At 41.7% G+C, this 23786-nt stretch carries 30 protein-coding genes; 22 read left to right on the top strand and 8 right to left on the bottom strand.

The genetic code is table 11. From position 1 onward, the window contains the following. Positions 1-5: 5 nt before the first annotated feature. The 4 genes from KNQ18_RS07870 (at position 6) to KNQ18_RS07855 (ending at position 2118) form a co-directional block, all read left to right on the top strand. Positions 6-617, top strand: coding sequence for a hypothetical protein (locus tag KNQ18_RS07870; protein ID WP_149427209.1), 612 nt, complete (start codon positions 6-8; stop codon positions 615-617). 67 nt (positions 618-684) lie between these two features. Continuing rightward, positions 685-1302, top strand: coding sequence for a hypothetical protein (locus KNQ18_RS07865; RefSeq protein ID WP_215084379.1), 618 nt, complete (start codon positions 685-687; stop codon positions 1300-1302). 32 nt (positions 1303-1334) lie between these two features. Next, on the top strand, positions 1335-1691 hold the full coding sequence (locus KNQ18_RS07860) for a hypothetical protein (RefSeq protein ID WP_215084377.1): 357 nt from the start codon (positions 1335-1337) through the stop codon (positions 1689-1691). Positions 1692-1737: 46 nt separating this feature from the next. Continuing rightward, a complete protein-coding gene (locus KNQ18_RS07855; protein WP_149427212.1) occupies positions 1738-2118 on the top strand; it encodes a DUF5412 family protein in 381 nt (126 codons plus the stop codon). Between the two features lie 92 nt (positions 2119-2210). Here the strand turns inward: KNQ18_RS07855 and KNQ18_RS07850 are convergent, their stop codons facing one another. Further along, entirely contained in the window at positions 2211-2633 is a 423-nt protein-coding gene (locus KNQ18_RS07850) for a hypothetical protein (protein WP_149427213.1), read from the bottom strand. Positions 2634-2720: 87 nt separating this feature from the next. On the opposite strand from KNQ18_RS07850, the gene KNQ18_RS07845 reads away from it, so the two are divergent. The 7 genes from KNQ18_RS07845 (at position 2721) to KNQ18_RS07815 (ending at position 7447) form a co-directional block, all read left to right on the top strand. Further along, entirely contained in the window at positions 2721-3245 is a 525-nt protein-coding gene (locus KNQ18_RS07845) for a hypothetical protein (RefSeq protein ID WP_251133319.1), read from the top strand. A 246-nt stretch (positions 3246-3491) separates the two neighbouring features. Next, entirely contained in the window at positions 3492-4190 is a 699-nt protein-coding gene (locus KNQ18_RS07840) for a hypothetical protein (protein ID WP_215084375.1), read from the top strand. A 23-nt stretch (positions 4191-4213) separates the two neighbouring features. Further along, positions 4214-4915 (top strand): Imm26 family immunity protein, encoded by a 702-nt coding sequence (locus KNQ18_RS07835; RefSeq protein ID WP_215084373.1) that lies wholly within the window; start codon positions 4214-4216, stop codon positions 4913-4915. 19 nt (positions 4916-4934) lie between these two features. Continuing rightward, on the top strand, positions 4935-5624 hold the full coding sequence (locus tag KNQ18_RS07830; protein WP_215084371.1) for a hypothetical protein: 690 nt from the start codon (positions 4935-4937) through the stop codon (positions 5622-5624). A gap of 67 nt (positions 5625-5691) precedes the next feature. Next, a complete protein-coding gene (locus KNQ18_RS07825) occupies positions 5692-6261 on the top strand; it encodes a suppressor of fused domain protein (RefSeq protein ID WP_215084369.1) in 570 nt (189 codons plus the stop codon). 79 nt (positions 6262-6340) lie between these two features. Next, a complete protein-coding gene (locus tag KNQ18_RS07820; protein WP_215084368.1) occupies positions 6341-6658 on the top strand; it encodes a hypothetical protein in 318 nt (105 codons plus the stop codon). A 105-nt stretch (positions 6659-6763) separates the two neighbouring features. Then, positions 6764-7447, top strand: a complete 684-nt coding sequence (locus tag KNQ18_RS07815) for a hypothetical protein (protein WP_215084366.1) — start codon at positions 6764-6766, stop codon at positions 7445-7447. A gap of 195 nt (positions 7448-7642) precedes the next feature. Here KNQ18_RS07815 and KNQ18_RS07810 read toward each other — a convergent pair whose 3' ends face one another. The 7 genes from KNQ18_RS07810 to KNQ18_RS07780 all read right to left on the bottom strand — a co-directional run bounded on the left by KNQ18_RS07810 (position 7643) and on the right by KNQ18_RS07780 (position 12715). Next, positions 7643-8002 carry a transposase gene (locus tag KNQ18_RS07810; protein WP_215084364.1) on the bottom strand — a complete coding sequence of 120 codons (360 nt, stop codon included), beginning with the start codon at positions 8000-8002 and terminating at the stop codon, positions 7643-7645. A 330-nt stretch (positions 8003-8332) separates the two neighbouring features. Then, positions 8333-9283, bottom strand: coding sequence for a DUF2268 domain-containing putative Zn-dependent protease (locus tag KNQ18_RS07805; protein ID WP_251133318.1), 951 nt, complete (start codon positions 9281-9283; stop codon positions 8333-8335). Positions 9284-9564: 281 nt separating this feature from the next. Beyond that, positions 9565-10044 carry a tautomerase family protein gene (locus KNQ18_RS07800; protein ID WP_215084362.1) on the bottom strand — a complete coding sequence of 160 codons (480 nt, stop codon included), beginning with the start codon at positions 10042-10044 and terminating at the stop codon, positions 9565-9567. After that, the gene (locus tag KNQ18_RS07795) at positions 10044-10520 is read right to left on the bottom strand and encodes a heme-degrading domain-containing protein (RefSeq protein ID WP_215084360.1); all 477 of its coding nucleotides are present in this window, start codon (positions 10518-10520) and stop codon (positions 10044-10046) included. The genes KNQ18_RS07800 and KNQ18_RS07795 overlap by 1 nt, the downstream gene beginning before the upstream one ends. A gap of 41 nt (positions 10521-10561) precedes the next feature. Further along, positions 10562-11401 carry an aldo/keto reductase gene (locus tag KNQ18_RS07790; protein ID WP_215084358.1) on the bottom strand — a complete coding sequence of 280 codons (840 nt, stop codon included), beginning with the start codon at positions 11399-11401 and terminating at the stop codon, positions 10562-10564. Positions 11402-11619: 218 nt separating this feature from the next. Further along, entirely contained in the window at positions 11620-11949 is a 330-nt protein-coding gene (locus KNQ18_RS07785; RefSeq protein WP_064300010.1) for a winged helix-turn-helix transcriptional regulator, read from the bottom strand. Positions 11950-12163: 214 nt separating this feature from the next. After that, on the bottom strand, positions 12164-12715 hold the full coding sequence (locus KNQ18_RS07780) for a hypothetical protein (protein ID WP_215084356.1): 552 nt from the start codon (positions 12713-12715) through the stop codon (positions 12164-12166). Positions 12716-12791: 76 nt separating this feature from the next. Between KNQ18_RS07780 and KNQ18_RS07775 the strand changes: the two genes are divergently transcribed. The 11 genes from KNQ18_RS07775 to KNQ18_RS07725 all read left to right on the top strand — a co-directional run bounded on the left by KNQ18_RS07775 (position 12792) and on the right by KNQ18_RS07725 (position 23493). Beyond that, complete coding sequence (locus KNQ18_RS07775) at positions 12792-13124, top strand: hypothetical protein (protein WP_023468073.1); 333 nt, start codon at positions 12792-12794, stop codon at positions 13122-13124. A gap of 278 nt (positions 13125-13402) precedes the next feature. Then, a complete protein-coding gene (locus KNQ18_RS07770; RefSeq protein WP_023468074.1) occupies positions 13403-13660 on the top strand; it encodes a hypothetical protein in 258 nt (85 codons plus the stop codon). A 43-nt stretch (positions 13661-13703) separates the two neighbouring features. After that, on the top strand, positions 13704-14348 hold the full coding sequence (locus KNQ18_RS07765) for a hypothetical protein (RefSeq protein ID WP_215084354.1): 645 nt from the start codon (positions 13704-13706) through the stop codon (positions 14346-14348). Then, positions 14320-15006 carry a hypothetical protein gene (locus KNQ18_RS07760; RefSeq protein ID WP_214804777.1) on the top strand — a complete coding sequence of 229 codons (687 nt, stop codon included), beginning with the start codon at positions 14320-14322 and terminating at the stop codon, positions 15004-15006. Before KNQ18_RS07765 ends, KNQ18_RS07760 begins: the two co-directional genes overlap by 29 nt. Positions 15007-15140: 134 nt before the next feature. After that, positions 15141-16160 (top strand): LacI family DNA-binding transcriptional regulator, encoded by a 1020-nt coding sequence (locus tag KNQ18_RS07755; RefSeq protein ID WP_214804778.1) that lies wholly within the window; start codon positions 15141-15143, stop codon positions 16158-16160. A 115-nt stretch (positions 16161-16275) separates the two neighbouring features. Further along, positions 16276-18489, top strand: a complete 2214-nt coding sequence (locus KNQ18_RS07750; protein WP_215084825.1) for an alpha-galactosidase — start codon at positions 16276-16278, stop codon at positions 18487-18489. After that, positions 18482-19729 carry an extracellular solute-binding protein gene (locus KNQ18_RS07745; RefSeq protein WP_215084352.1) on the top strand — a complete coding sequence of 416 codons (1248 nt, stop codon included), beginning with the start codon at positions 18482-18484 and terminating at the stop codon, positions 19727-19729. Before KNQ18_RS07750 ends, KNQ18_RS07745 begins: the two co-directional genes overlap by 8 nt. A gap of 19 nt (positions 19730-19748) precedes the next feature. Next, complete coding sequence (locus KNQ18_RS07740; protein ID WP_215084350.1) at positions 19749-20621, top strand: carbohydrate ABC transporter permease; 873 nt, start codon at positions 19749-19751, stop codon at positions 20619-20621. 10 nt (positions 20622-20631) lie between these two features. Next, the gene (locus KNQ18_RS07735) at positions 20632-21459 is read left to right on the top strand and encodes a carbohydrate ABC transporter permease (RefSeq protein WP_215084343.1); all 828 of its coding nucleotides are present in this window, start codon (positions 20632-20634) and stop codon (positions 21457-21459) included. 146 nt (positions 21460-21605) lie between these two features. After that, entirely contained in the window at positions 21606-21914 is a 309-nt protein-coding gene (locus tag KNQ18_RS07730) for a hypothetical protein (protein WP_215084341.1), read from the top strand. 340 nt (positions 21915-22254) lie between these two features. Continuing rightward, positions 22255-23493 carry an MFS transporter gene (locus KNQ18_RS07725; protein WP_215084339.1) on the top strand — a complete coding sequence of 413 codons (1239 nt, stop codon included), beginning with the start codon at positions 22255-22257 and terminating at the stop codon, positions 23491-23493. Positions 23494-23786: the final 293 nt, after the last annotated feature.

The following is a 23786-nucleotide window of genomic DNA, read 5'->3' as shown; positions in this document are numbered from 1 at the left end:
GGAACGTGTTGGATGTCTATTTCGAGAAGCATGTGGATCATGCACAAGTGTTCAAAGACAGATACTTGTACGTTGATCGACCAGAACGTATCGACTTCATCTATTCGATGGGTTGTCTACCGGATGACACTGAAAGTGACTATCAAGGCGATTCAAATCGAGTCTTGAAACAATTTTTGACGCGTCTCAATCGGTTCCCGATTTTCGTCACGTTCGGTGGAGGATTTACGGATGAGGAGGTCGAGCCGTACTTTCAAAAGCATAATCTATCGTATAAAAAGGTTCGACCAAACAAGAACCTATACTATAGCGTTCAGGTGCATGACGCGACCGAACTTGAGTTGTTGCTAGATGAGACCTATTGGTATGGGGCAGTGAACGAAGACTTCTTTATATCGTTTACGAATCTCCTGACGTTTGAGCGGAGAATGGTCAAAGGATGGTTTTTCAAAAAAGAACGTATCGTTCCCGTCATTCATGTGACGAAAGAGATGTCGTTCATCACGATGGAACATGATTTCATGGGCTATTATCTGTTTTCGAATGAACCCTGTTTTAATACCGAGGACAAGGTGAAAGCCATCTTTCCTGACGACGGTACCATTGAATTCTATTGATGAAACCAGCAACTCGATTTAGTTGGATGATGTAGATGGATCAAGCAGAATACGTGGAGGGATTTTCATGTTATACATCGATCTCGAAGAACATACGAATCATGCAAAAGTGATCAAAGACCGCTATCTCGATATTGATCCACCGGGTGCTATTAAGTCGATTTATTCGATGGGATGTCTTCCGAATGACGAGAACCGAGACTATCAACATGACTCCAATGAAGTACTGAAGCATTTTTTGACGCGTCTGAATCGCTTTCCAATATTCGTCACGTTCGGTGGTGGTTTTACCAATGAAGAAGTGGAACCGTTTTTTCAGAAGGAAAATCTGTTCTACACAAAGATTCAACCAGATAAGAGCAGTCTTTTTTATAGCGTTCAAGTGAACGATGCGAGCGAACTTGAGCGTCTGCTGGACGAAACGTATTGGTATGCGGCAGTAAACGATTTTTATTTCCTATCGTTTACGAATCTCCTGACGTTTGAACGGAAAATAGTCAAAGGGTGGTTTTTCAAAAAAGAACGTATCGTTCCCGTCATCCATGCGACGGAAGAGATGTCGTTCATCACAATGGAGCATGATTTCATGGGCTATTATCTGTTTTCAAATGAAGCCTGTTTTGATACTGAAGAGAAGGTAAAATCGTTTCTTCCTAAAGGAGATGGCATTGACTATTATGAATGACATCCGGACGGGTGATATAAGGGAGGACGATCATGTTTGGGATTAGTACGAGTTTAAAAGAAGTGCCAGAAAACGAAAAAGAGATTCTACCATTTCCGAGTAACGTCCAACGCTTTTTAAGAGAAGAATTCGCAAGTACCTCCAATCGCTGTGACCTCTTGATTGATCTCGATCCTTACGGCGATAAGTTGTTCTTAGCAAGAGAAGTGAACGAGTTGATTGGAATTTGCGAGCTGCTTATTCAACGCTATTGCACACCTAAGGAAGCGTGGATGATGCATCAGTCAGATAAACGAATCATGGAACTACATGAATTTTTAGAATTATTGAAGCGGATGTGCATCGCGTCCGTCTATCAGAATGCGTTGGTTTGTTTTTGGGGCGACTAAACGATTGAATATTAAAGAATATATGTAAAAATTGGAGTTTTGAAAAGTGAGAAAAAAGCTGAAGATCACGGGAATCATAGCAGGTGTAAGTTTTTCGATATATGTCGTGTGGACGATCTACCGACTATTTTTCTTGGTTGATATCAATGTTGTACCAAAAGAAGAGTATATCTCGAAAAGTAGCTCGCCCGATCAGGCGTATACGATTCGCTTTTACCGCGCGAATGGTGGCGCGACGGTGGATTATGCGATGCTTGGTATTATGGAGAATGAGGACGGAGAAAAGCGTAGAATGTACTGGGAGTATCCTTGTCGCGAAATAAAAGAAGTGAAGTGGACGAAGGATACGGTGACGATCAATGGCACAAAAATTAAGATATGGAGTCAAGTGTATGACTTCAGAGAGGGAATATACGAAGCAGACTAAGAGGAACATGAGGATGATGATATGCATTCAGAAAATTTTGGAGTACAACCACGTGACGTAGTTGTTAGAAACCAAGCATGCAAGGATGATGATTACCGATTGCTTGGTTTCTTCAACAAATAGCGAGGTGGTGGACCGAAAGATTGCTCCGCTTCGAAATACGCCAATTCGCCTGGAATACAAGAAATGATCGAGGCGAATCCAAAGCCGATGGCGTGTTCGAGTGCCTCTCGGAGAGGTAACGTTTTCCCGCTAATCAGCTCGTTTTCTGATAGACAATAGCACGTATCCGGTGCACCATATTGTTTCAACAAATCATACATATCGTCTGGCCATGAATTAGGTGGTTTGATTTCAATCAAATAATCATTCTTCAGCATGCTTAAATACCGGTGATCTAACCGCTGAAGCGCCATATCTCGTTTTTTTGGCGTGAACAATTCATGTAGAACGCGCTCTTGAACGCGCTTGACAAAAAATGATTGGACGAGCACTCTTTCTTGTTCTTTATCCATATTTTCATTTCCTTTCTACTCAATTTAGCGAATCAAATCCATTACATACACTCATTGAATTCATTTTACATGACAAGGAGCCAATTTATGAGCTACCTATCTGCGGGATATTATCTTATTCTGCCAACTCCTCGAAAAGAATACATGGACAAGGCTGTTGTTCCTGAGTCCGTTCTATCCGTAAGTGAATGCATCTGTACACACTATCCTGACATCAGTATCTTATGGGGAAACGTGGAAGTAAAGAAAGACCATTATATGGAACAACTCGGTCTCTCACTTACCACCTTTCAGTTACTTGAACAATGGATAGAAGAACAGCGGAAGACAGGAGATGTGTTGTTTCCTCAAGTGTTCTCTAACTTAAATGTTGCGCAAACGTTCGTAGATCGTTTTTTGAATCAACTTCCTGACATACGCATCATCAGCCTCGGTTTGCCTGAACAGTTTAAAGTAGATTTTCTGGAAGATGTAGCGGCTTTTAGTAGTAAAAATTCAGAGCCTTATGGAGTAGAAAAAATGGTATCACAACATCTCAGCCCTGATACGGACGGTGCCAAAAAAATCGGGTATGAAGTGTTAGGATTTGATTCGGGATTATTTCATTCGTAATTGTGTAACGGACTGGAACGCGATTTTTATCATCATTTCAACACTTTACTAAACAGCCATGGTTTGATCCATACGTTCGAAGAAGCGGATCGTTACTCAGATTATTGTAATGAATTAGGCGAGGCGACAGAAGCAGTCTTATGGCTTCCGTGGGCGATTTTTGAATATGAACGGAGCAATTAAAAGTAAAGATGCTGCTAATCAAGTAACAATGTTTAGAGTAATGGATCAGGAGGATAAAAAACGATGGAATCGACCGAACAATTAGAGCAGCATGTAAATCAATTAAGAAATACACTTTATGAATTCGAAAAGAAGATGGAACGCAAATTTTCGATTGAGGAATGGCGGTACCTTCTGGAGAACGGATTAAATAGTCTTTTGAGCACACGTGAAGACACACAGCAAATGATTTCAAAGCTCTCCATTCGAACGAAAAAAAGGCCTACTCGTTGGAAGCTATCATCAGGAGTTGTCTATGCCATTCCGTTACCTCGACTTGGAGGATACGGATATGCAGAGATGAGAATTTCGCAAGATGAGAATCATGAGACTGGAAAGATAGAGCCTATGGGTTACATCCAATATTATAATCTCAAGACAGACTCGATTTTTTCACTCCAGGAGTTAGACCAAAAGAATCCTGAGACTTGTATCATCATAGATACGGGGTATTACGGGATTACAGAAGGAGAATGGATCGTACTTGGAAAACGGCATCGGGAAGAAACGTTTGAGACGCCATTACTATTTGGTAGTGTACCTAGTTTAAATTCTGATGGGGAAAACTACTATGTTACTCGAGGTATCAATGGAGAAAGAATGTTTGTGGAAGAAGAAAAGGCACGAGAGGTGATAAATCCTTCTGCAACCTGTGGTGATTTATCTGCTGTATACAAATATGAAGAACGATTAAAAATAATGAATGATTTTAAGAATTCATAATAAGTTAACGGGGATACAAAACATTGAAAAATAAAGAGCAATTAGAATTGTATGTAAATCAATTGAGAAGTACACTTCAAGAATTCGAAAAGAGAGAGGGTCACGAATTTTTGATTGAGGAATGGCGGTACCTGCTGGAGCATGCATTGGATAGCCTTTTGAGTACACGAGAAGATGAGGAAAAGGATATTTCTACCCTTTCCATTCGAACCCAAAAAAAGCCTGTACGTTGGAACCTATCATCAGGAATTGTCTATGCGATTCCGTTACCCCGACTAGGAGGATACGGATATGCAGAAATGAGAGTCTCAAAAGATAAAAACTTTGAGAGTGGAGAAATAAATTCTATGAAATACGTTCAATACTACAACCTTAGAACAGAAACGATTCTTTCCCTTTACGAGTTAGATCAAAAAAAGCCTGAGACTTGTATCATCATGGATACAGGACAACAGGGAATAAGAGAAGGGGAATGGAAAACGATCGGAAAAAGGCATCGGGAAGAAACGTTTGAGACGCCATTACTATTTGGTAGTATACCTAGCTTAGATTCTGATGAAGAATACTACTACATTACTCGAGGTATTTATGGAGAAAGAGTGTTTGTGGAAGAGGAAAAGGCACGAGCGGTAATCAATCCCTCAGGAACGTGGGGTGATCGAGCAGCTGTATACGAATTCGAAGATCAATTGAAAGAGTTGAATGACTTTAGAAACACATTATAAGATGATGAGGAACAAACCATTGGAGAATAAAGAGCAATTAGAACTGTATGTAAATCAATTGAGAAATACACTTCAAGAATTCGAAAAGAAGATGGATCACGAATTTTCTGTTGAAGAGTGGTGTTACCTGCTCGAACATGGACTAAATAGCTTATTGAGTACACGGAAAGATGAACAACAAGTGATTTCAAGCGTCTCGATTCGTATGAAAAAGAAACCTTCGCGATGGAATTTATCATCAGGAGTTGTCTATGCGATTCCTTTACCTCGACTTGGAGGGTATGGATATGCAGAAATGAGAATCTCTAAAGATGAGAACCATGAGACTGGAAAACTAGAGTCTATGGATTACATCCAATACTATAATCTTAGAACAGAAAGAATTCTTTCACTTCATGAGTTAGATAAAAAAAATCCTGAACCTTGTATAGTCATTAGAACGGGTTACTATGGTATAAAAAATCGGGAATGGATTGTACTTGGAAGACGCCATCGAGAAGAAGGAACATTTTCAACTCCGTTGTTATTTGACACTTTAGAATCGAATGATGAAGAGTATTTCATCACGAAAGGCTTATGGGGAGAGAAAATTTTTGTGGATGAAAAAGAGGCTAAAGCAGTCGTAAATCCATATGGTTCAAGTGGGGATATAGCTGCTGTTTACAAATACGAAGAACGATTAAAAGAAATCAATGACAATTTGAAATGACTATTTATGTTGGGATCACAGATTGGTTTAGAAGTATTAAAACGATACTCAAACGGAGGTTGATTTAATGAATTATCTTGATCATTTAGAACAGCATTGCGGAGAATTCACGGAAGCATTTCCAATCGAGGAACTTGAACAAAAGAACGTCCAAATCTTGAAATTCAAAGATGCACCATTTAAGGAAACCTATACGATTGCATCCCTTGGATTACTTTTTCATCCACTCCAAACGGAAGATGATTCACTGATGCATCAAGAAATAATGATGTCAGCGGAACAACCAGACGTTCAGGACGAGATCATTTATTTACTCTGGCAATTGGCTGAGTACGCTATGAGAACAGGACATTCATTTATTGCAGCAGAATATTATCCACTCCCTGAAGGAATATTTGAAAAGTATCAGTTCTCCTCTGTTTATGTTACAAGTCCTGTGTACTTTGATGAATCCTTCTTCCTATTTGAAACAGATTCTAATGTTGGGAATGAGCCAGATACCGTATTGCCAGTCTGGTTCGTACCGATTTTTGAATCTGAGGAGAAATATATTGAAAAGTATGGAGCAGATCGATTCGAAGATCTTTTGTTCGAGACAGATGAGTTAGTAGATTTTAACCGTAAACCACTCGTGTAGATGATTATTGATAGCTATTTGAAAGATAGAACATCGATCATACACGATCTGATAGAAAATCCTAGAGGTTTAGAGAATAATGGAGGATCAAATGAAGACGCCTCGTATACCTGACATCATATCGAAATTAGAATTGGTTTTAGAAAATAAACTTTCTAGAGAAGAAGTGTCTGATTGGGCTTATAAATGGATGATGGTTTTAGAAAATAAAGAAGGATGGGAGACTACAGATTACGATATTTTAGTTTTTCAAGGTTTAACTACAGTGTATGGCATGGACTTACTTAATAGCCCTACCGTATATCTGCACTGTGAGGAAGATATCCGTGATTGGGTGAAAGAACTCCAAAAAAACGAGAATAACGATCATCAGAAGCTTAGAAAGAAGTTTAACTAAAGTCTTGATATATCGCACAATGACAGTAAATCATCTAGTGGATGCTTGAACTCCTCAAGTGAATTAGAAGAATTTCCATAACTGTTTTAAAAACAGGAGGTATGAATGAATAAGAATCAAATCATGGATTCAGGATGGAATCGTCAAACCATATGGCAGGGATGTATACTCGCTTCAATCGCTCATGCTATCTTTGTCGCAAACAACCCCGATTTTGCTTATGAGCATTCGTGGGATGGTGATCATTACAGTACGAATGATGGTCAAGGCTGTAGAGGAACAGTATCATTTGGACCGGATTTTTTTGTGGCGGGCTTTCGAAACGAAGATTTTTTTGAAGAGACTGTAGAAGCGAATGACTTGCTAATCGAAGCACCAGAAAAAGTACAAAAAACGGCTATAGATGATACTTTTCAATATCTATTAGATGATATTGAAGGAGTCGTTTTCCCGGTCGTCACTACTGTCTTGTGGGGAGATGATCGTCTAATTTTTTCTAGTCATCAATACGAAGAAATGATGGATCGGGGATCAAGTCTATTAGAAATACAGGCATCGGGTTACGAAGCTGGACTGGCATATTGGGAAGAGTACTACGAGCTCACAGAACAACAGCTGGCGCTCCTAGAAACACTATATCACCTGAAAATAGAGAATCCATCTCAAGCTATTACCTTATCGCATGAGGACATTCAAGTATTAGATACGAGTGATATGGAAGGAATTGAGGAGAGTACAACTTCTTTTGATGAGATTGCTATTCATTGGTCTGATGATGTTTCTAACTAATCTATTCACTTGCGTAATCTAGTGATGATTGCAAAGAAGCACACATCGTAAAAGAGATGTGTGCTTCTATCTTTTATACTAGATGAGTGTAGCTTTCATGCTTTAAACCGTACTCTGGAAACATTAAGAGTGACAAATGCTATTACGTTCTACCATTTATATTATCGAATTGTATTATCGAAGTAAAATCTTATATCAAGGAAATAGATTTTCTTCTTCAATATAGGAAATAAACATTTCTTGTAAAAATTCATCAGCCTGCTCAGAATCTAGTAGTAATGAAGGCTCGATTTTACAGTTAGTAAGTGGTGAAGTCCCGTCAATAATGCCGAAAATGTGTGATACGTCATCAATTATAGTTTGTTCAATCAATTTCATTAATATTTTCTGATTATCATCACTTAAACTTTGATATAAGCTAATTATCTGTCTTGAGAAGTCATCCATATCTGAACTCATTTCTATGTTGTTAAACATGACCTTATAAGAACGAATACTCTCGGTTACAACCGTTTCGTATATTGCTTTAGTAAATTGCTCAGTTTTACCATCCATATCGATTCCCTCATCTCATCATATTTATCATTTGACAACACTTTAATTGTTACTTGCACTGATTGCACGGACGTTATTCAATCAATATTATTCTTTTGGTGCTTTCCAAGTAGATTGATGATTGGCTTTCCTTGGTCAATGGGTCAAAAGAATCAAGGTAACTTAGCTTCATTTTTGCAGGATTTTTGTAGACCTTTAATTCAGTAGTAGTAGTGTAAAACACCATCGAAATTAGTATATTTTAAAAGTGTACTATTTCGATGGTGTTTTATTTTTGTCTCATACATGTAGGGGAGCTCAAGTACATAAAGAAAGAGCTTTGTTTTATGATTATTGAAGTAACTTTTGGTATTTGTATCCTTTCAAAAGATCAGCTTCACCTTTAAAGGACCATTCCTCTATTTTAGAATCTGGATGTAATTTAAAATAATGGTCTAGGATATCGTGTCCTAAATTGTAGTTACTCCACCGGGGGATGTCTTTTTGAGGACTACCGCCTACAAGGTCCTCGTAAGTAGCTTCACCAGTTTGAATCAACTTTGCGACATGTTTGATCGTCGTATCATCCATGGGTTCATCCCACGGGGCCTTCACATTTTTTAAGACTCGATCAGCAAAAGCATCTGCTTTTCCCTCAACAATGACCGAATCGAGTAATTTATTCATCTGATATTCTGGTCTATCTTGAAGGATTAAATGATGGTATTCATGTGCAACGGTATAGGCGAGAGCATCCTTATCGAAATCTTCCGCCAGATAGAGCACGACCGCATCTTTGTACGTTCCTGCTGCTACTCCACCCATCGGTTCGGTCATCATCGTATATTCCGAGTTGATCGGTACGATGAAAATCGTACTCTTTTTCTTTGGAAGGACTTTATGCGCAGCAGTGTAGTTTTTTGTGATGATTTTTTTAATCTCGTCTTGTCGTTCTTCCAGAGCATCGATTCGATCAAGCAGTGCTTGCTGATAAGCAGTCGATTGCATCATGAAGAAACCTTTTAAAGAAGTAGTATCAAAATCTTCTTTTTCACCCGTTTTATCGATATCGTTTAGAACATATTTTATGTAATTTTGTTTACTCACTTCAATATCATTATCTTTTAGTGAAGCTTTTAAGTATTTTTGATAGGGGGAGTAAAGAGGAACGATATTCACTTCACTGTCATTGTTGAGTTCAATGGACTCCGATTTAAATTTTTCGCTTTGACTTTCTTCCGAACAAGCGGTTAAAACGACTAAAGGAACACATAAAAAAGGTACAAGTATTCTTTTCAACATATGATCATCCCTTCAACACATACATAAATATCCTGGAAGATTATTTAAAAAATAAATAATCGCTGTAATTAAGATAACATTCTGTCTCTTTATAGTCAAAATATGTAATTTTAGAGTCGGAAATACATGTGTTATGTTTCTATATACATACTAAGTGAAGTGACAAGAACTATTACTACTGGTCTTAGACAGGATGGCTATCTCTTCGACCTTCATGTAAGTAAAAAAGCCACCTAGTACGGTGACTTTTTTACTTACATCTACAGCTTTATGAATGTGGATCACTCAACTCTTCTGCTCTTCGTTAAAAAATCTTCGTGGATACCTGTGACACCGTTTTGCGCCCAATTTCCTGGGGGCATTTCTCGAATAAGAATCAATATCTTATCTCCCGGTGCATGGATGAAAAGCGAGAGAACTTCAGTTAACTTATTCACCCAAGTATCTTTTGTTTTTTGATTGAACGTATCCCACACATCGATCGTCAAGATAGCCATTCCTGCGACAGGAGTGAGGTCCGTTGCATAAGACGCTCGTGTCTGCCAATTCGTTATGCGACTCTCGGAAGAAAACTTTGGAAAAGCGGATGCCATGGCACCCGCTTTTCCAAAGTTTTCTGGTTCTTGTTCGTGAATCAAGACTTGAATCTTGTCAGGAATCATGTTCAGTGTCTCGACCGTTATATTCGTCAGTTGATGGATGAGTTTTCGTTTCGTATCACGTGACATCGCTGGCCAAGTATTTAGAGAAAGTAATGGCATCAGAGCACCTCCCGTTCGTTTAGATAAGTACGCAATGCATTTACTACGATCGTATGATCTTCTTCAGGAGTTAACCCCGAAACTGTGATCATTCCAACAATTAGTCCGCCATCCAGTATGATCGGGAAAGAACCACCGAAAGCAGCAAAGCTTGAGTCTAGTCGGTGTTCCTCGTTATACGTCATCTCGCTACGTGCAGCTTGTAATTGCATCAAGTAAGAACTGTGAAGGTGATAGTCGACGACTCGTTTTTTTCGTTCGATCCATTCGCCGTTGATGCGGGTCTTACCTGGCATCTTATAATGGAACATCGACGTACCATTGACTGTAATATCAATGGCGATGGATACGTTGTTTTTCTGTGCTTCTTGAATCAAGGTCAATCCTAACGGAAAGATATCATCGTGTGAGAATCGCTTAAAACGTAAAGTATGTTCTTCCTGTTGTGTTTGTTGTAGCAAGTCTTCGATCGACATCGGTAAGCTCCTTTTCAGATTTGATAAAGTGTCCATGTTGATTAAAAGTCAAACGTATCTGGATCCGGTCCACTCCGAAGATTTTCATTCAATTGGTTTAATCGTTCCATATCATCTGGAAGGATTTCGAAATCAGTAATGCGTAAATTTTCTTGCATCCGTGAAGGCGTCATGGACTTAGGAATCGTGATGATATCCTGCTGAATATCCCATCGTAAAATGATTTGAGCAGCTGATTTCTTGTATTGTGTAGCGAGTTCCTGAACGATCTCATTTTCTAGAAGTTCCGCATTCATAAGCGGTGACCAGGCTTCAATTTGAATCCCATGTTCGCTACAGAATTGACGTAACTCTGACTGAGTTAGCTTCGGATGGAGTTCGATTTGATTGACGACAGGTATGATGGATGCATGTTGCAGTAAGTCTTCGAGATGGTGGATTTGAAAATTACTTACACCAATCGCGCGGACCTTGTCCGTTTGAACCAATTCTTCAAGTGCTTTCCAAGGAGCTTGATACTTGGCTTTCCCCGGCCAATGGATCAAGTAGAGATCGAGGTACTCTAACTGCATTTTTTCTAAGGATTCTGCGTAAGCAGCAAGAGTTTCTTCATATGATCCATGTGCATTCCAGACTTTTGATGTCACGAATAGTTCTTCGCGTGTTACGAGTCCTTCTTCGATAGCTTTCGCAATGCCTCTGCCGACACTCTGCTCGTTACCATAGATGGCTGCAGTATCGATGCTGCGATAGCCTTCACGAATTGCAGTCACGACCGCTTGCTCGAGATCCGCACCGTCCTCGACACGAAATACGCCATATCCGACTTGTGGCATGTCCACGCCATTGTTTAACCGTACTGTAGAGATTTTCATATTCATCTAGCTCCTTTATCAAAATTACAGCAAAAAAATCATGCTGTCTGTGTGACATCATCATATCGGGAGCAATCAGAAATAAGAAGACGGCACTTTAAAGTTCCATAGTCACCAAAAAGTGACTTTTCCTAAATCACAGGGACGAGGGAAGTAAAAAAAAATCAAACAGCAAACAGCCCTGCATTCGAAAATGCAGGGCTGTTTAGGGAAGTACGGAAACATTAACAGCTATTCTTCAAGTGTTCATTTTGGAGATGCTGCTCTCCCCAGTCACATAAGACATCCATGGTCGATTTTAACGATCGTCCATAGTCCGTTAACTCATATTCGACCTTAGGTGGAGCTTGGTGATAGAGGACCCGTCGAATGACACCGTCCTGTTCTAATTCTCTTAATTGCTGGACCAGCATTTTTTGAGAGACATTCGGCATGAGACGTTTTAACTCACTCGTCCGGTACTTATCTTTAAACAAGTGGCACAAGATGACGACTTTCCATTTCCCGCCGATTACTTTTAAAGCAGCTTCGACAGGGATGCTAAATTTACTCAACACGATAACTCCTTCATCCATAAAATTAAAATACAAAGACTGATTCCTTCGTTAAAAGAATTACCAAAACGAAATATAGCATAAGTTGTACTTTATTCAAAAGAAGTGAACTCGTATGACTATATTAACTAGTACTGAGCATTACTCGTGTTGTAAAGCAGGACGTTAGCAAAATATCCAATGTAGTTTTTCTTAGACGTAGCTGTACGTGATTTTATTTTGTTGCCTCTGCTTCATACTTCTCTAAAAATTCATCAACAGAGACCTTCTCATTTACTTCACTCGTTGATTTACTCGAGGAAATGGTGGGAGATGATCCATTTAAATCATCTGGACTTGATTGGATTTCAAGCACTAATGTATCACCTAAACCCGTTTCAAGCCCACTTCCGAAGTTGAAAGTTCGTGTTACATAAGCTTCAGCATAATTTCGTTGATTTTCAGAGTACACTTTTACGTTAGAAATCTTATAACTAAATGAATGTAGCTGTTGTTTATCCACTTTTGTACTAGATAGAAAAATTAATACAGCCTCGTCGCGTGAAGATAATCTCGATTGATTGGTGTGTGCTAACGGCGTATTGTTTAAAAAATCCGCTTTTTGTTGCTCCAGGACGTTCGTGAAAAAAGTGTAGGCTTGCTCCTTTGAAATCGCGCTTTCAGATTTTTCCTGTGAAATATTAGAAGTCGCTATTGCGTTACTGATCAAAAAACCAGAAGATAGAAGTACACCTAAAGAGAGTGATAATAAAATAGTTTTCTTCAATATCAAAACCTCTTTCTGTTGTATAGATAATGTTACTATATAACAAAAAAAACCAAAAAAGGAAAGGTTGAAAAAGATGGGTAAATCGAATTCTAAGAAAAAGAATAGAAAGAAAATAGTCCTGATCTGTTTCGGAACGCTAGCCATCATCGTACTACTCATGCCAATCCTATCACCGGTTCTGTTTACGGATGCTTCGCCGAGAGGTGCTTTAAGACATGAACTCTATAAAGAAGGATATTTCTATCAAAGTTACTTTGCAATCATTACGGAACAAGATCCACAAGCGGAGCGTTACCATATGTTTTGGTACCATTGGAAAAGTGAAACAGGCGGAACTCCTTTTGTCTGTTATTCGAAGAAGGTGAGTGAAGAAAAGTATGCGGTCTCTTGTGGTACAGGTCCATGACCCTATTTTTCGGAAAAAAATCTTAAATAAGAAAAGTAGATACATCATGCGAAATAGGAGTGCAGACTGGTGCGATGGAAGCGTACATAGTTCTGCACTCCTTTTGTGAAAAATCGAGATATGAGAGAAAAAATCATACGCCAAACATCATAAATGCAGACTAGACATAGGAAAAATTTCAATGAAACTTAATAAAGAAAAATATCGTAATTAATAGTTGTATAATAACTTCATGTAACAAACATATTCAAAGAATACATATGTCGGAGGAGACGTCGATGGTGGTACCGTTTCTTGGTCTTGGTGTCGGGATATTCTTGTTGACGTTAGGCATCTATTTTATCCGCTCAAAGCATGCGAAAAAGACACCGCTAGCGGGACACGGGGATAGCGTCGACACGGTGGATTCATTCGTACTCAGTATCATTTTGTCAATTGGCGTCATCTTATTTTGTTCGTTGACCGTCAGACATTATGGTTATGTCTGTGTCTTAGGTGGACTGTTCATACTATACGTAGTCAGCGCAGCATGGTGAGACCTATAAAAATGTAGAAGGTAAGATAAAAGGAGCACAAATCATGATTCAATTAGTAAAACAAATCGGCGATCGTGTTCATCACATCGTCTTTCACCAAGAGGGGCGCACTTTATTTTGCCGGGAAGGAGTTGCCCGAAAAGAGCAGGCAATCGATAGCGAGGATATGATGGAAACGAATGAAGAGTCCGCAACGAAGCGGATTGTTTTCAAAAATCCGTTCCTCGCGTATCGTCAGAAAAAAACGTGGGTTCGTGAAAAATTAGACAATGGATACATCCGGTCACCTTTTGCTCTGTCTGAAGCGATGGATTTTCGAGCCGACCGACGAATCATAAAGTTGCGTATTTTTAGCGCTTTATTGATCATGTTCAGTGGATTACTGACGCTGACAGGTAGCTTACCGATTCCAGGATATGTGACATTCGTTGTTCTGACTCTGTTCTGGCCGCGTGATTTCGAAGGAAAATCAGCACGTGCTCGCTTCTATTTTTGGTCTGGTGGACTCTTCTTATTCGCGTTAGCGGGCTCATCAAAAAACTATTTATCACCAATCAATCTCTCGATTAACGGAGCGGTCTGTCTCATCTCAGGATTCATTCTCCTGTTGTATGCGTCAGAGCAATTACAGGAACTTGCGACGAAAGGAATCACATATCATGACGAATCAACAAACGAAGGTGATTGAACTCAAGCGCGACAATGGTCAAGCGACCGACTACTGGGTCAGTTACCGGATGGGGCGCACGCTGTATCAGGTATCCGTGCAAGAACAAGCCGATGGTCAAACGGATGAAGGGGAGGTCGTCAAAGAACGTTTTCCGTTTTATTTCGGGATGAAGAAACGAATGCTTGAGTTAGCGGAAGCGAAAGAAGCCCTTGGTTTTCGACCGTTGACTGAAGCGGAGAAAGCAACGCCCGTCATCGAGGAAGAGGAAGCGCAGCTCGATCCTGCTTTCTTTAAGCCTGCGATCCGATACGCCTGGTTGATGCTCGGTCTCGGCATTCTGCTCTTCCTTCTTCCTTCGCCGATCCTGAACGGACTTGCGTTCGGACTCGGCTTATACGTCTGGTATGAGACATTCGGGCAGCCAGGAATGCCGCGCAGCTATCAACGGTATTTCCACGGGATGCTCGCGGGATTGACGATCTTACAGGTGCTATCAGCGTTAGAGTTCGAGCGCGTCGCGCAACCGTACTATGCGACGATTTCTGTGATTTCTGCGATCGTACTAGTGCTGCTCGTCGTTCAGCACCGCTTGAAAGAGACCGATCAAATCGGTCAGGAGGAAAGTATTCGGGTTAGGAAAATGAAAGACATCGATCTCGATCGTTTAGATGATTGAACACGATTAAAAAGAATCGTTGGATGAACGAAAGCAGGCAGAGATTCGCCTGCTTTTTTCTTTGTGTTGAAACAAGTCTATTTGTTTAGTAAAATGAGTTCACATTTTACTACTGTTCAGAGGAGTGAGGAAACATGGCAAGTATTCGAGAGGTGGCAAAATTAGCTGGTGTGTCGATTGCGACGGTTTCGCGTGTGTTGAATGCGGATGAAAAGTTATCAGTCAGTCCAGAAACCAGAGATAAGGTATTGCAAACGGCAAAACAACTGAACTATAGTCCGCGGCAAAAAAAATCGTATAACCAGCGGATTGCGACCGTCGGCTTAGTGACGACGGTCAACGAAATACAAGAAATCGATGATCCTTATTTCAGGGCAATTCGTCGCGGCATCGAAAGTGAAGCGGAACGCCAAAAAGTAAGTGTCAACAAAATTATTCGTCTATCTGAGAAAAAGACGGACCTCGAAGGATTGAATCATCTAGGTGCGATTTTAGTACTAGGTACCGTTGCGCCAGACATGCTAGAAGTCTTATATCAAAAAAATCCGAACATCATCGTGATTGACGATTCCCAAGCAGATGCACGGTTTGATGCCGTCTATTCTGATTTTAAAAGTGCGACGATTGCGAGTCTCGAGCACTTTTATGAGCTCGGTCATCGACAGATCGCGTTCATCGGTGGTCATCGTGTCATCATGAATCAGAACGGTGAGTCGTTCATGAGTGAAGAAGAGGATCGCTATCAGACGTACGTCTCTTGGATGAAACAAAAAGAATTGTCTGAGCATATACACGGTCTGCTTGGGGAATGGAAGACACTCGAAGGACTTCGTCTAGGGGAGCAGCTGGCTGAACATCAGGATGTCACCGCGGTACTCGTTGCCAGTGATCCGATGGCAGTCGGTGTGTACCGGGCATTCCAGCGAAACGGTCATCAGATACCGGAAGACATCTCCATCTCGAGCTTTGATGATATCGAAATCGCTGAATTTTTAACACCTTCCTTAACGACGGTGAAGGTTGAAACAGAAGAATTAGGAAAGTTCGCTATCAAAATGGCTTTGGAACGAATTCGTGGCGAACGTCATCTGCCCATCCGTCTCATGATTCCCGCGCAACTGATCAAACGAGAAAGTGTATCTCCTAAAAATTGAAAATAGTGTTGACAAAGTGTTTACTAAACTTTAAGTTATAGATATGTTTAGTAAACGCTTTTTTATTTTGCCTCAAAATGAAAGCGTCATCAATTGAGGGGGTTGGGTTTTGGAACTGATTCATGTTAACGAAACAGAAGGTATATTTCACTTAACAAATCGTCATTACAGCTATATCCTTCGGATCGAAGAAGGACAGGTCGTCGCCCAGGAGTATTTCGGTCAACCCATCAAAACGTATCATGGAGCACGAAAATACCCACGGATTGATCGATCGTTTTCACCTAACTTTCCGGATGCTACGGATCGATTGTTCTCGCTCGATACGCTACTGCAAGAGTATCCCGGTTATGGGACGGGGGATTATCGTTCACCAGCGCAACAGATCAAACACGAAGATGGGTCAGATGTAACAGACTTTCGCTATCGCTCATATGAGCGAATCAACGGAAAACCGAAGCTGGATGGTCTTCCCGCCACCTATATCGAAATGGAGGAAGAGGCGCAGACACTCGTTTTGATATTAGAAGATGCAAAGGAAGAACTCGAGTTGCGTCTAGCATATACCGTCTTTCGAGATCGACCGATCTTATCGCGATCCGTCCAGTTGCATAACGTCGGTACGAAAACACATGACATCCAAAAACTGATGAGTCTGTCACTGGATCTCCCGTCTCAAGAATTAGAATGTCTGACGTTGAATGGTACGTGGGGGCGTGAGCGGATGATGGAACGAGAGACGATTACACGAGGCATTAAAGTGTTTGACAGTAAACGTGGTTCGAGTAGCCACCAAATGAATCCGTTTCTTGCGATCGTCTCACCGGAGGCGACGGAGTACAGCGGGGAAGTCGTCGGGTTCAGCTTGGTCTATAGCGGGAGTCATCAAATGACGGTCGAGAAGGATCCCTATGGACAGACGCGGATTCAACTCGGGATCAATCCATTCGGTTTCCAGTGGCAACTGAATCCAGGCGAGTGTTTTCAAGCGCCCGAAGTCAACATCTCCTACAGCCAACACGGCATGATGCAGATGTCACAAGCCTTTCACGCACTGTATCGCGAGCGCTTGGCGCGCGGAAACTTCCGTGACGCTGATCGTCCGGTTCTGATCAATAACTGGGAAGCGACGTACTTTGACTTTGATGAAACGAAAATCAAGCAAATCATGGAGGAGAGCGCGGCTCTTGGCATCGAATTGTTCGTGCTAGATGACGGCTGGTTCGGACGACGAGATGACGATTATTCCTCACTCGGAGATTGGTTCGAATATCAAGAAAAAATACCGAACGGTCTGAAACATCTCGCGGATCATGCCCATGCTCAAGGGATGCAATTCGGGTTATGGTTCGAACCGGAAATGATTTCAAGGAACAGCCAACTTTTCAGAGATCATCCGGACTGGACGATCCATATTCCAGGTCGTGGACGATCCAAAGGACGAGACCAATACGTCCTGGATTTCAGCCGAAAAGAGGTGCGAGACAATATCATCGAACAGCTGACAGCTGTGCTTGACGCAGTCGAGATTGATTACATCAAATGGGACTTCAACCGGAACGTCACGGAAGTTTTTTCGACCGCGTTACCAAGCGAGTTGCAAGGCGAACTGCTGCATCGCTATGTGCTCGGACTCTATGAAGTACTGGAGTTCTTGACTGCGCGTTATCCGCATATCCTGTTCGAGAGTTGTTCCGGCGGCGGCGGTCGTTTTGATCCCGGGATGTTGTATTACATGCCGCAAACATGGACGAGTGACAACACGGACGCCGTCGCGCGACTGAAGATTCAGCACGGAACGAGCATGGTCTATCCGATCTCGTCGATGGGCGCCCACGTCTCTGCGGTCCCGAACCATCAAACGCATCGCAAGACGAGTCTTGAAATGCGAGGTCACGTTGCGATGGCGGGTGTATTCGGATATGAACTCGATGCGACACGGTTATCGGAACAGGAGAAGGCGATCGTCAAACAGCAAATCGCGTTTTACAAAACACATCGGCGTACGCTGCAATACGGAACGTTTTATCGGTTGGAGAGTGCGTTCACAAGCAATCATCCAGCTTGGATGTTCATCTCACAGGAGCAAGACGAGATCATCGTCTATGATGTCACCGTCTTGAGTGAAGCTGCTGCACCGATTCGGACACTGAAATTGAGCGGTCTCGATCCTCAAGCGATCTACGAATTAGAAGGAACTCGTTACGGCGGAGATGAGCTCATGTATATCGGGTTGTATGTGCCACCAACCGTCAACGGAGATTTTGACAGCCGGTTATATGTCTTGAAAAAAATACAAGAATATTCAGGAGGCAATCATGATGAATAAGTCGATGAAATTAGGAATGGCAGGCATTCTCTCGTCTTCATTATTGTTTGGAGCAGGCTGTACGATGGGAGCGAATTCGAATCAGACCGAAATTGAGTTCTTTTCACAAAAAGTCGAGATGAAAGCGACGTTAGATCAAATCATCAAAGATTTCGAGAAGAAGAATCCCGACATCGATGTGAAGCTGACGAGCGTCAGCAATGCCGGTACCGTTTTAAAAACGCGGATTGCTGGTGGTGACGTTCCGGAAATCGTTCATACCTATCCACAAAACGCGGATTTCAAAGGGTGGGCAGCAGACGGGAAGTTCGTTGATTTATCGAAGGAGTCGTTTTTAGGAAATCTCAAGGACGGTGCTGCCGAGTCGTATGCTGTTGATGGAAAAGTCTACTCGTTACCGCTGAACTCGAATGCTTGGGGCTTCTTCTACAATAAGACGAAATTCGATGAGCTCGGTCTACAGCCATCTAAAACGTGGGATGAGATGAAGGAAGTCGTCGCAAAAATCAAAGACGCGGGCGAGACACCATTTGCGAGCGCATTGACGACAGAAGACTCGTGGACAGTGAACGGATATCATCAACTTGCCTGGGCGACGGTCACAGGTGGATTCGAACAAACACAAGATGCACTCAAGAACAGTCCGAAAAATGGCATCAAAGTCGGAGATCCGAACTTTGAAGCGGTCGCGAACGAACTGAGTCTCGTCAGCGGAAATACGCAAAAGAATGCAAACGGTGCTTCGTACAGCGATGCGGTCGCTGTATTTGCGAATCAAGACGCGTTGATCTTCCCGAACGGCATCTGGGCACTTCCAGTCATTCGGGACCAACAGCCTGATTTTGAAGTCAGCATGTTCGCGTACCCAGGAAAACAAGCGGGAGAAGAGATGACAGTCGGAGCAGCCGACTTGGCGTTATCCGTCTCAGCTTCAGGATCGAAAAAAGAGCAGGCAGCTTCGAAGAAGTTCTTGTCGTACTTAACGGAAGGGGACGTCATGCAGAAATACTATGATAAGGATGGCTCGCCAACGTCCGTCAAAGCCGTGAAAGCAGACGGATCCTTCAAAGAAACAAAAGCCGTCTCGGATCTCGTCTTCTCGGATAAACAAATCATCTGGTTGCATTCCGAGTGGCCGTCGGAAGAAGAGTTTTGGCATTTGACGGTGGATTATATGAACAAAGGGGATAAGAAGAAGCTTTCGAATGATCTCAACACGTTCTTCAATGAAATGAAATAATCGAAAGGGAGTTGCCTCCATGAAAGAAAAAGGATTCGTCAACCGCTACTGGCCCTATCTCTTCATCATCGTGCCGCTCTTACTTCAAATCATATTTTTCTTCATTCCCTTGGTTCAAGGTGTCATCTTCAGCTTCACCGACTGGACAGGGCTGACTAGCTCCTATCACTTCATCGGAATTGATAATTATATCTTGATTTTATCAGACACACGTTTCCGGGATAGCATCGGCTTTACATTACTCTTTACGATTGGTCTCGTCGCTGGTCAAATCGTACTCGGCATCGCGATTGCTAAATTATTGAACCGTAAGATCAAAGGAGTCGGGCTGTTTCGGACAGCCTACTTCTTTCCTGCTGTCATCAGCACCGTCACGCTCGGCTTGATTTTTAAGCAGTTCTTCAACTACGGTCTCGTACCGCTCGGTGAATACTTACAGATTGAATGGCTGTCGCAAAGCTTGATCGCAAACGAAGGAACTGCCTTCTGGGGTCTACTCTTCGTTGCGCTTTGGCAAGGGGTCGCGATTCCGGTCGTCATCTTCTTAGCGAATCTCCAAAGCATTCCGAACGAGATTCGTGAAGCGGCGTCCATTGACGGAGCAAATGCATGGCAGACATTTAAAAAAATTGAACTACCTTTCCTATCGCCAGCGATCAGCATCGTCTTGATCCTTGCCATGAAGGCGGGTTTGACTGCGTTTGATTTAATCTACGCGTTAACGGGTGGAGGACCAAGTGGCTCGACGACATCCCTCGGACTACTCGTCTACAACTATGCGTTCAAAAATAACCAGTTCGGTTATGCCAGTGCGATTGCGATCGTACTGTTCATCATCATCGCGATCGTTTCGGTCATTCAAATCAATTCGTCCAAACGGTTCGAAGTTTAAGGAGGGCATCATGAAAAAAGATCGTATTCATATTCCGACCTATCTATTTTTATCCATCGGACTCGTATTGATTGCTCTACCGATGTATCTGACGATTTTGAATTCCTTCAAAGAAACACGTCAAATCACCGGCGGATTCTTTGAGTGGCCAGATCCATTCACGTTCAATAACTTTCAGCGTTTATGGGATGATGGTGTCGTCCAGTACTTCGCAAACTCGATGCTCATCACGACTTCAGCGATTGCGTTGATCATCCTGATTGTACCGATGGCAGCTTTTGCGTTGGCACGTACGATGGATCGAAGTCGTGTGTTTCAAGGCATCTACATCTTTTTAATCATCGGGATTTTCGTTCCGTTTCAAGTCATCATGATTCCGATCACTTCGATGATGTCAGGACTCGGATTATCTAGTAAATTCGGCTTGATCCTGTTGTATTTGACGTACGCGGTGCCACAATCGCTGTTCCTTTACGCAGGATATGTAAAAACCGTCATTCCGAAAGAACTCGATGAAGCGGCAGCGATTGACGGGAGCGGGAAGTTCAATACGTACTTCAAGATCATCTTCCCGATGATGAAACCAATGCACGCGACTGTGTTGATCTTGAATGCACTCTGGATTTGGAACGATTTCCTCTTACCGTTGCTTCTGCTGAATCGCGATGAGTCAACTTGGACCCTACCTTTGTTCCAATTCAACTATCAGGGGCAGTATTTTAGTGATTTTGGTCCTTCGTTCGCGTCGTATGTGGTCGGCATCGTATCGATCCTCGTCGTGTATCTCTTTTTCCAGCGCCATATCATTGATGGGATGGCAAACGGATCAATTAAATAAGGAACTAGGGAAGCATGTATTTGACGCGTAAGTCGAATACATGCTTTTTGTATGAGGAAATAAAAGGAAAACAGAATTGGAATGAAGAATAGATTACCGTGTTATAGAAGCGAAACAACAAAACATTGAAAAGAGGAAAAAGAGACATGGAAGTACAGTGGAACGATAAGACTATCCTTGAACTCATACTCATCGTCTGGGTGATCGGAGCCATCGTCATCATCGTGAGTCAGGCGCGGAGTAAGAAAAGTTTGAAAGCGAGCTTGATTAGCGGAACGATCATCAATCTTCTTTATACGACGGGCATTTCATTACTGTGGTTTTACACGATCGCAGTCGATGGGATCAGTCAGGTGTTAGTCGTCTTTTTCTTCGTCGGCATCTTTACGGTCCTTGAGTTTCTGTTCGTGATCGTTCTTTTGATCGTCAAACGCAATAAAACAACGATCTCTTGAGAAGTGAAAATTCGTGATGAACCGTTTTAGAACGCTGATTTCAGAATTTCAACGTTTGATTCGAGAATCATCCGAAATTCAAGCGGACGATAGAAGGATTAGAGGCGATATCGTGTTGAATCGGAATAGATCAAAGAAGGAATCGTTTTTATGTACGACGCAAGGACATCATCTACATAGTAGTAAACGTGCTTTTTCGTAAAGGCTCTATTTACGAAGAAGCATTTTTTTAAGGGTTTAGTTAAATTAAATTGAACTTATCGCTTTACATTTTTCTTCCAGTCCTTTACTCTACAATAAAGTTCAATAAAATTTAACTATTGGAGAGAGGGGAAGGCGATTGAACAAGCAACTAGTCATCTTGTTACTTGGTAGAATTCTGATGAACATATCAGACAGTTTTTATATGATTGCCATCGTTTGGTTCGTGAAGACGACGACGAATTCGCCATTCCTGGTCGGATTAACGAGTACGATTGCTGTGTTACCTGTGACGCTTCAATTTTTGTACGGTCCCATCATTGATCGCTATTCGAAAAAGAAAATCCTCTTTTTCTCAGGCGTCGGGCAAGCCGTTTTGGTCGGAATCATCACCTTGCTTTATTTAAACGAGACACTCTGGATTCCATTGCTGTTCGTCATACTGTTTTTAGCGTTAACATTAGCGGAAATCTCGTATCCAACCGAAAATACACTCATCGAGCGGCTGGCATCAAAAGATCAGTTGACGAAGGTCAATTCGGTGTTCGCCTTTTCTTATCAAACGCTTGATTTGATTGCTGATGCGTTAGCAGGCATCGTGATTTTGTTTGTCGGCATCGGAATCGTATTCGCTGCGAATAGTATCGTATTACTAGGAATTGGGTTCTTATTTTTGTTAGTTCTCAAAGTCCCATCTTCGAAAAAAGAACAACCCATTTCCTTACGAAACTTTTGGCAACAGTATAAGCGAGACTTCAATGAAGGATTTTATGTTGTCAAGCAACAGAAGAAATTACTGACCATCATTTATGGCATCATCGGGATGAATTTTCTTGCGACGATGGGACTTGCGGTGTTACCAATCATTTCTGAGACATCAGCAGAGTACGGGTTTTGGTTAGCAGCAATTTCACTTGGAACGATGATCGGAACATTGGTGTCAAGTCGTTTAGAAACATTTGCCCTCAATCGTGTCATGCCGATTGCAGCGCTCTTATCCGGTCTGTTTTGGATTGGTGCGTTTTTAGTAAAAGATGCTGGGGTGCTACCCATCGTTTTATTTGGAATCGCTTGGATTGGAATTGGGGTGAACAGCATATATCTGTATACGCTCATCCAAGTCAATCTTCCGTCGGATTATTTAGGAACAGGTTTTTCGTTTCTCTCTTCACTGTTAGGGTCGTTAAGTCCGCTTGGATATTTTGCGGGAGGCATTTTCGGAGAATGGTCTTCTAGTACAGCAATCTTATTGATTTCTGGTATCGGCTATTTTGGCTTTGCCGGCTATTTCTTAATTCATCCGACACTTAGAGCGTTAACGATACCTGTCAATACTAAATTCGAGAAGACTTCTGAAGAGAGAATGAAAATCAATTAACGTCGATGAATCCATTTAGTTTACATAATGAAGTAGTAGAAGAAACGTATCTTCTTCTACTTTTTTTGTAATTATGCAATCGATTGCATCCGTATGCTCACTTAACATACAGGAAAAGGAATCATATTTCTTGCAAAAAACTAGTTTTTATTTCACACGATTTATGCAAAAATAGAACACAACAAACTGCGAGAATTTTTAGAAAAGTGAATGACTAGACTATTCATCCTTTTGAGTAGAAGAGAGAAGTCATCGTTTTTCGAATTCTAAATAACTTATTTTTTGTAAGCCTG

Origin of the sequence: Exiguobacterium sp. s78, from assembly GCF_018618985.1 — a bacterium.
GTDB classification, from domain to species: Bacteria; Bacillota; Bacilli; order Exiguobacteriales; family Exiguobacteriaceae; genus Exiguobacterium_A; species Exiguobacterium_A abrahamii.
The sequence above is the reverse complement of the archived record's forward strand: the minus strand, read 5'-3'. Positions and strand labels throughout refer to the sequence as shown.

Bases quoted from the DNA above. Each gene is read 5' to 3' on its own strand.
- KNQ18_RS07755 (WP_214804778.1), top strand. From the start codon at position 15,141: ATGGCAAGTATTCGAGAGGTGGCAAAATTAGCTGGTGTGTCGATTGCG.
- KNQ18_RS07795 (WP_215084360.1), bottom strand. From the start codon at position 10,520: ATGTCGATCGAAGACTTGCTACAACAAACACAACAGGAAGAACATACT.
- KNQ18_RS07815 (WP_215084366.1), top strand. From the start codon at position 6,764: ATGAATAAGAATCAAATCATGGATTCAGGATGGAATCGTCAAACCATA.
- KNQ18_RS07845 (WP_251133319.1), top strand. From the start codon at position 2,721: ATGAGCTACCTATCTGCGGGATATTATCTTATTCTGCCAACTCCTCGA.
- KNQ18_RS07765 (WP_215084354.1), top strand. From the start codon at position 13,704: ATGATTCAATTAGTAAAACAAATCGGCGATCGTGTTCATCACATCGTC.
- KNQ18_RS07745 (WP_215084352.1), top strand. From the start codon at position 18,482: ATGAATAAGTCGATGAAATTAGGAATGGCAGGCATTCTCTCGTCTTCA.
- KNQ18_RS07760 (WP_214804777.1), top strand. From the start codon at position 14,320: ATGACGAATCAACAAACGAAGGTGATTGAACTCAAGCGCGACAATGGT.
- KNQ18_RS07730 (WP_215084341.1), top strand. From the start codon at position 21,606: ATGGAAGTACAGTGGAACGATAAGACTATCCTTGAACTCATACTCATC.
- KNQ18_RS07810 (WP_215084364.1), bottom strand. From the start codon at position 8,002: ATGGATGGTAAAACTGAGCAATTTACTAAAGCAATATACGAAACGGTT.
- KNQ18_RS07840 (WP_215084375.1), top strand. From the start codon at position 3,492: ATGGAATCGACCGAACAATTAGAGCAGCATGTAAATCAATTAAGAAAT.
- KNQ18_RS07865 (WP_215084379.1), top strand. From the start codon at position 685: ATGTTATACATCGATCTCGAAGAACATACGAATCATGCAAAAGTGATC.
- KNQ18_RS07825 (WP_215084369.1), top strand. From the start codon at position 5,692: ATGAATTATCTTGATCATTTAGAACAGCATTGCGGAGAATTCACGGAA.
- KNQ18_RS07860 (WP_215084377.1), top strand. From the start codon at position 1,335: ATGTTTGGGATTAGTACGAGTTTAAAAGAAGTGCCAGAAAACGAAAAA.
- KNQ18_RS07790 (WP_215084358.1), bottom strand. From the start codon at position 11,401: ATGAATATGAAAATCTCTACAGTACGGTTAAACAATGGCGTGGACATG.
- KNQ18_RS07800 (WP_215084362.1), bottom strand. From the start codon at position 10,044: ATGCCATTACTTTCTCTAAATACTTGGCCAGCGATGTCACGTGATACG.
- KNQ18_RS07770 (WP_023468074.1), top strand. From the start codon at position 13,403: ATGGTGGTACCGTTTCTTGGTCTTGGTGTCGGGATATTCTTGTTGACG.
- KNQ18_RS07735 (WP_215084343.1), top strand. From the start codon at position 20,632: ATGAAAAAAGATCGTATTCATATTCCGACCTATCTATTTTTATCCATC.
- KNQ18_RS07850 (WP_149427213.1), bottom strand. From the start codon at position 2,633: ATGGATAAAGAACAAGAAAGAGTGCTCGTCCAATCATTTTTTGTCAAG.
- KNQ18_RS07805 (WP_251133318.1), bottom strand. From the start codon at position 9,283: ATGTTGAAAAGAATACTTGTACCTTTTTTATGTGTTCCTTTAGTCGTT.
- KNQ18_RS07775 (WP_023468073.1), top strand. From the start codon at position 12,792: ATGGGTAAATCGAATTCTAAGAAAAAGAATAGAAAGAAAATAGTCCTG.
- KNQ18_RS07820 (WP_215084368.1), top strand. From the start codon at position 6,341: ATGGAGGATCAAATGAAGACGCCTCGTATACCTGACATCATATCGAAA.
- KNQ18_RS07740 (WP_215084350.1), top strand. From the start codon at position 19,749: ATGAAAGAAAAAGGATTCGTCAACCGCTACTGGCCCTATCTCTTCATC.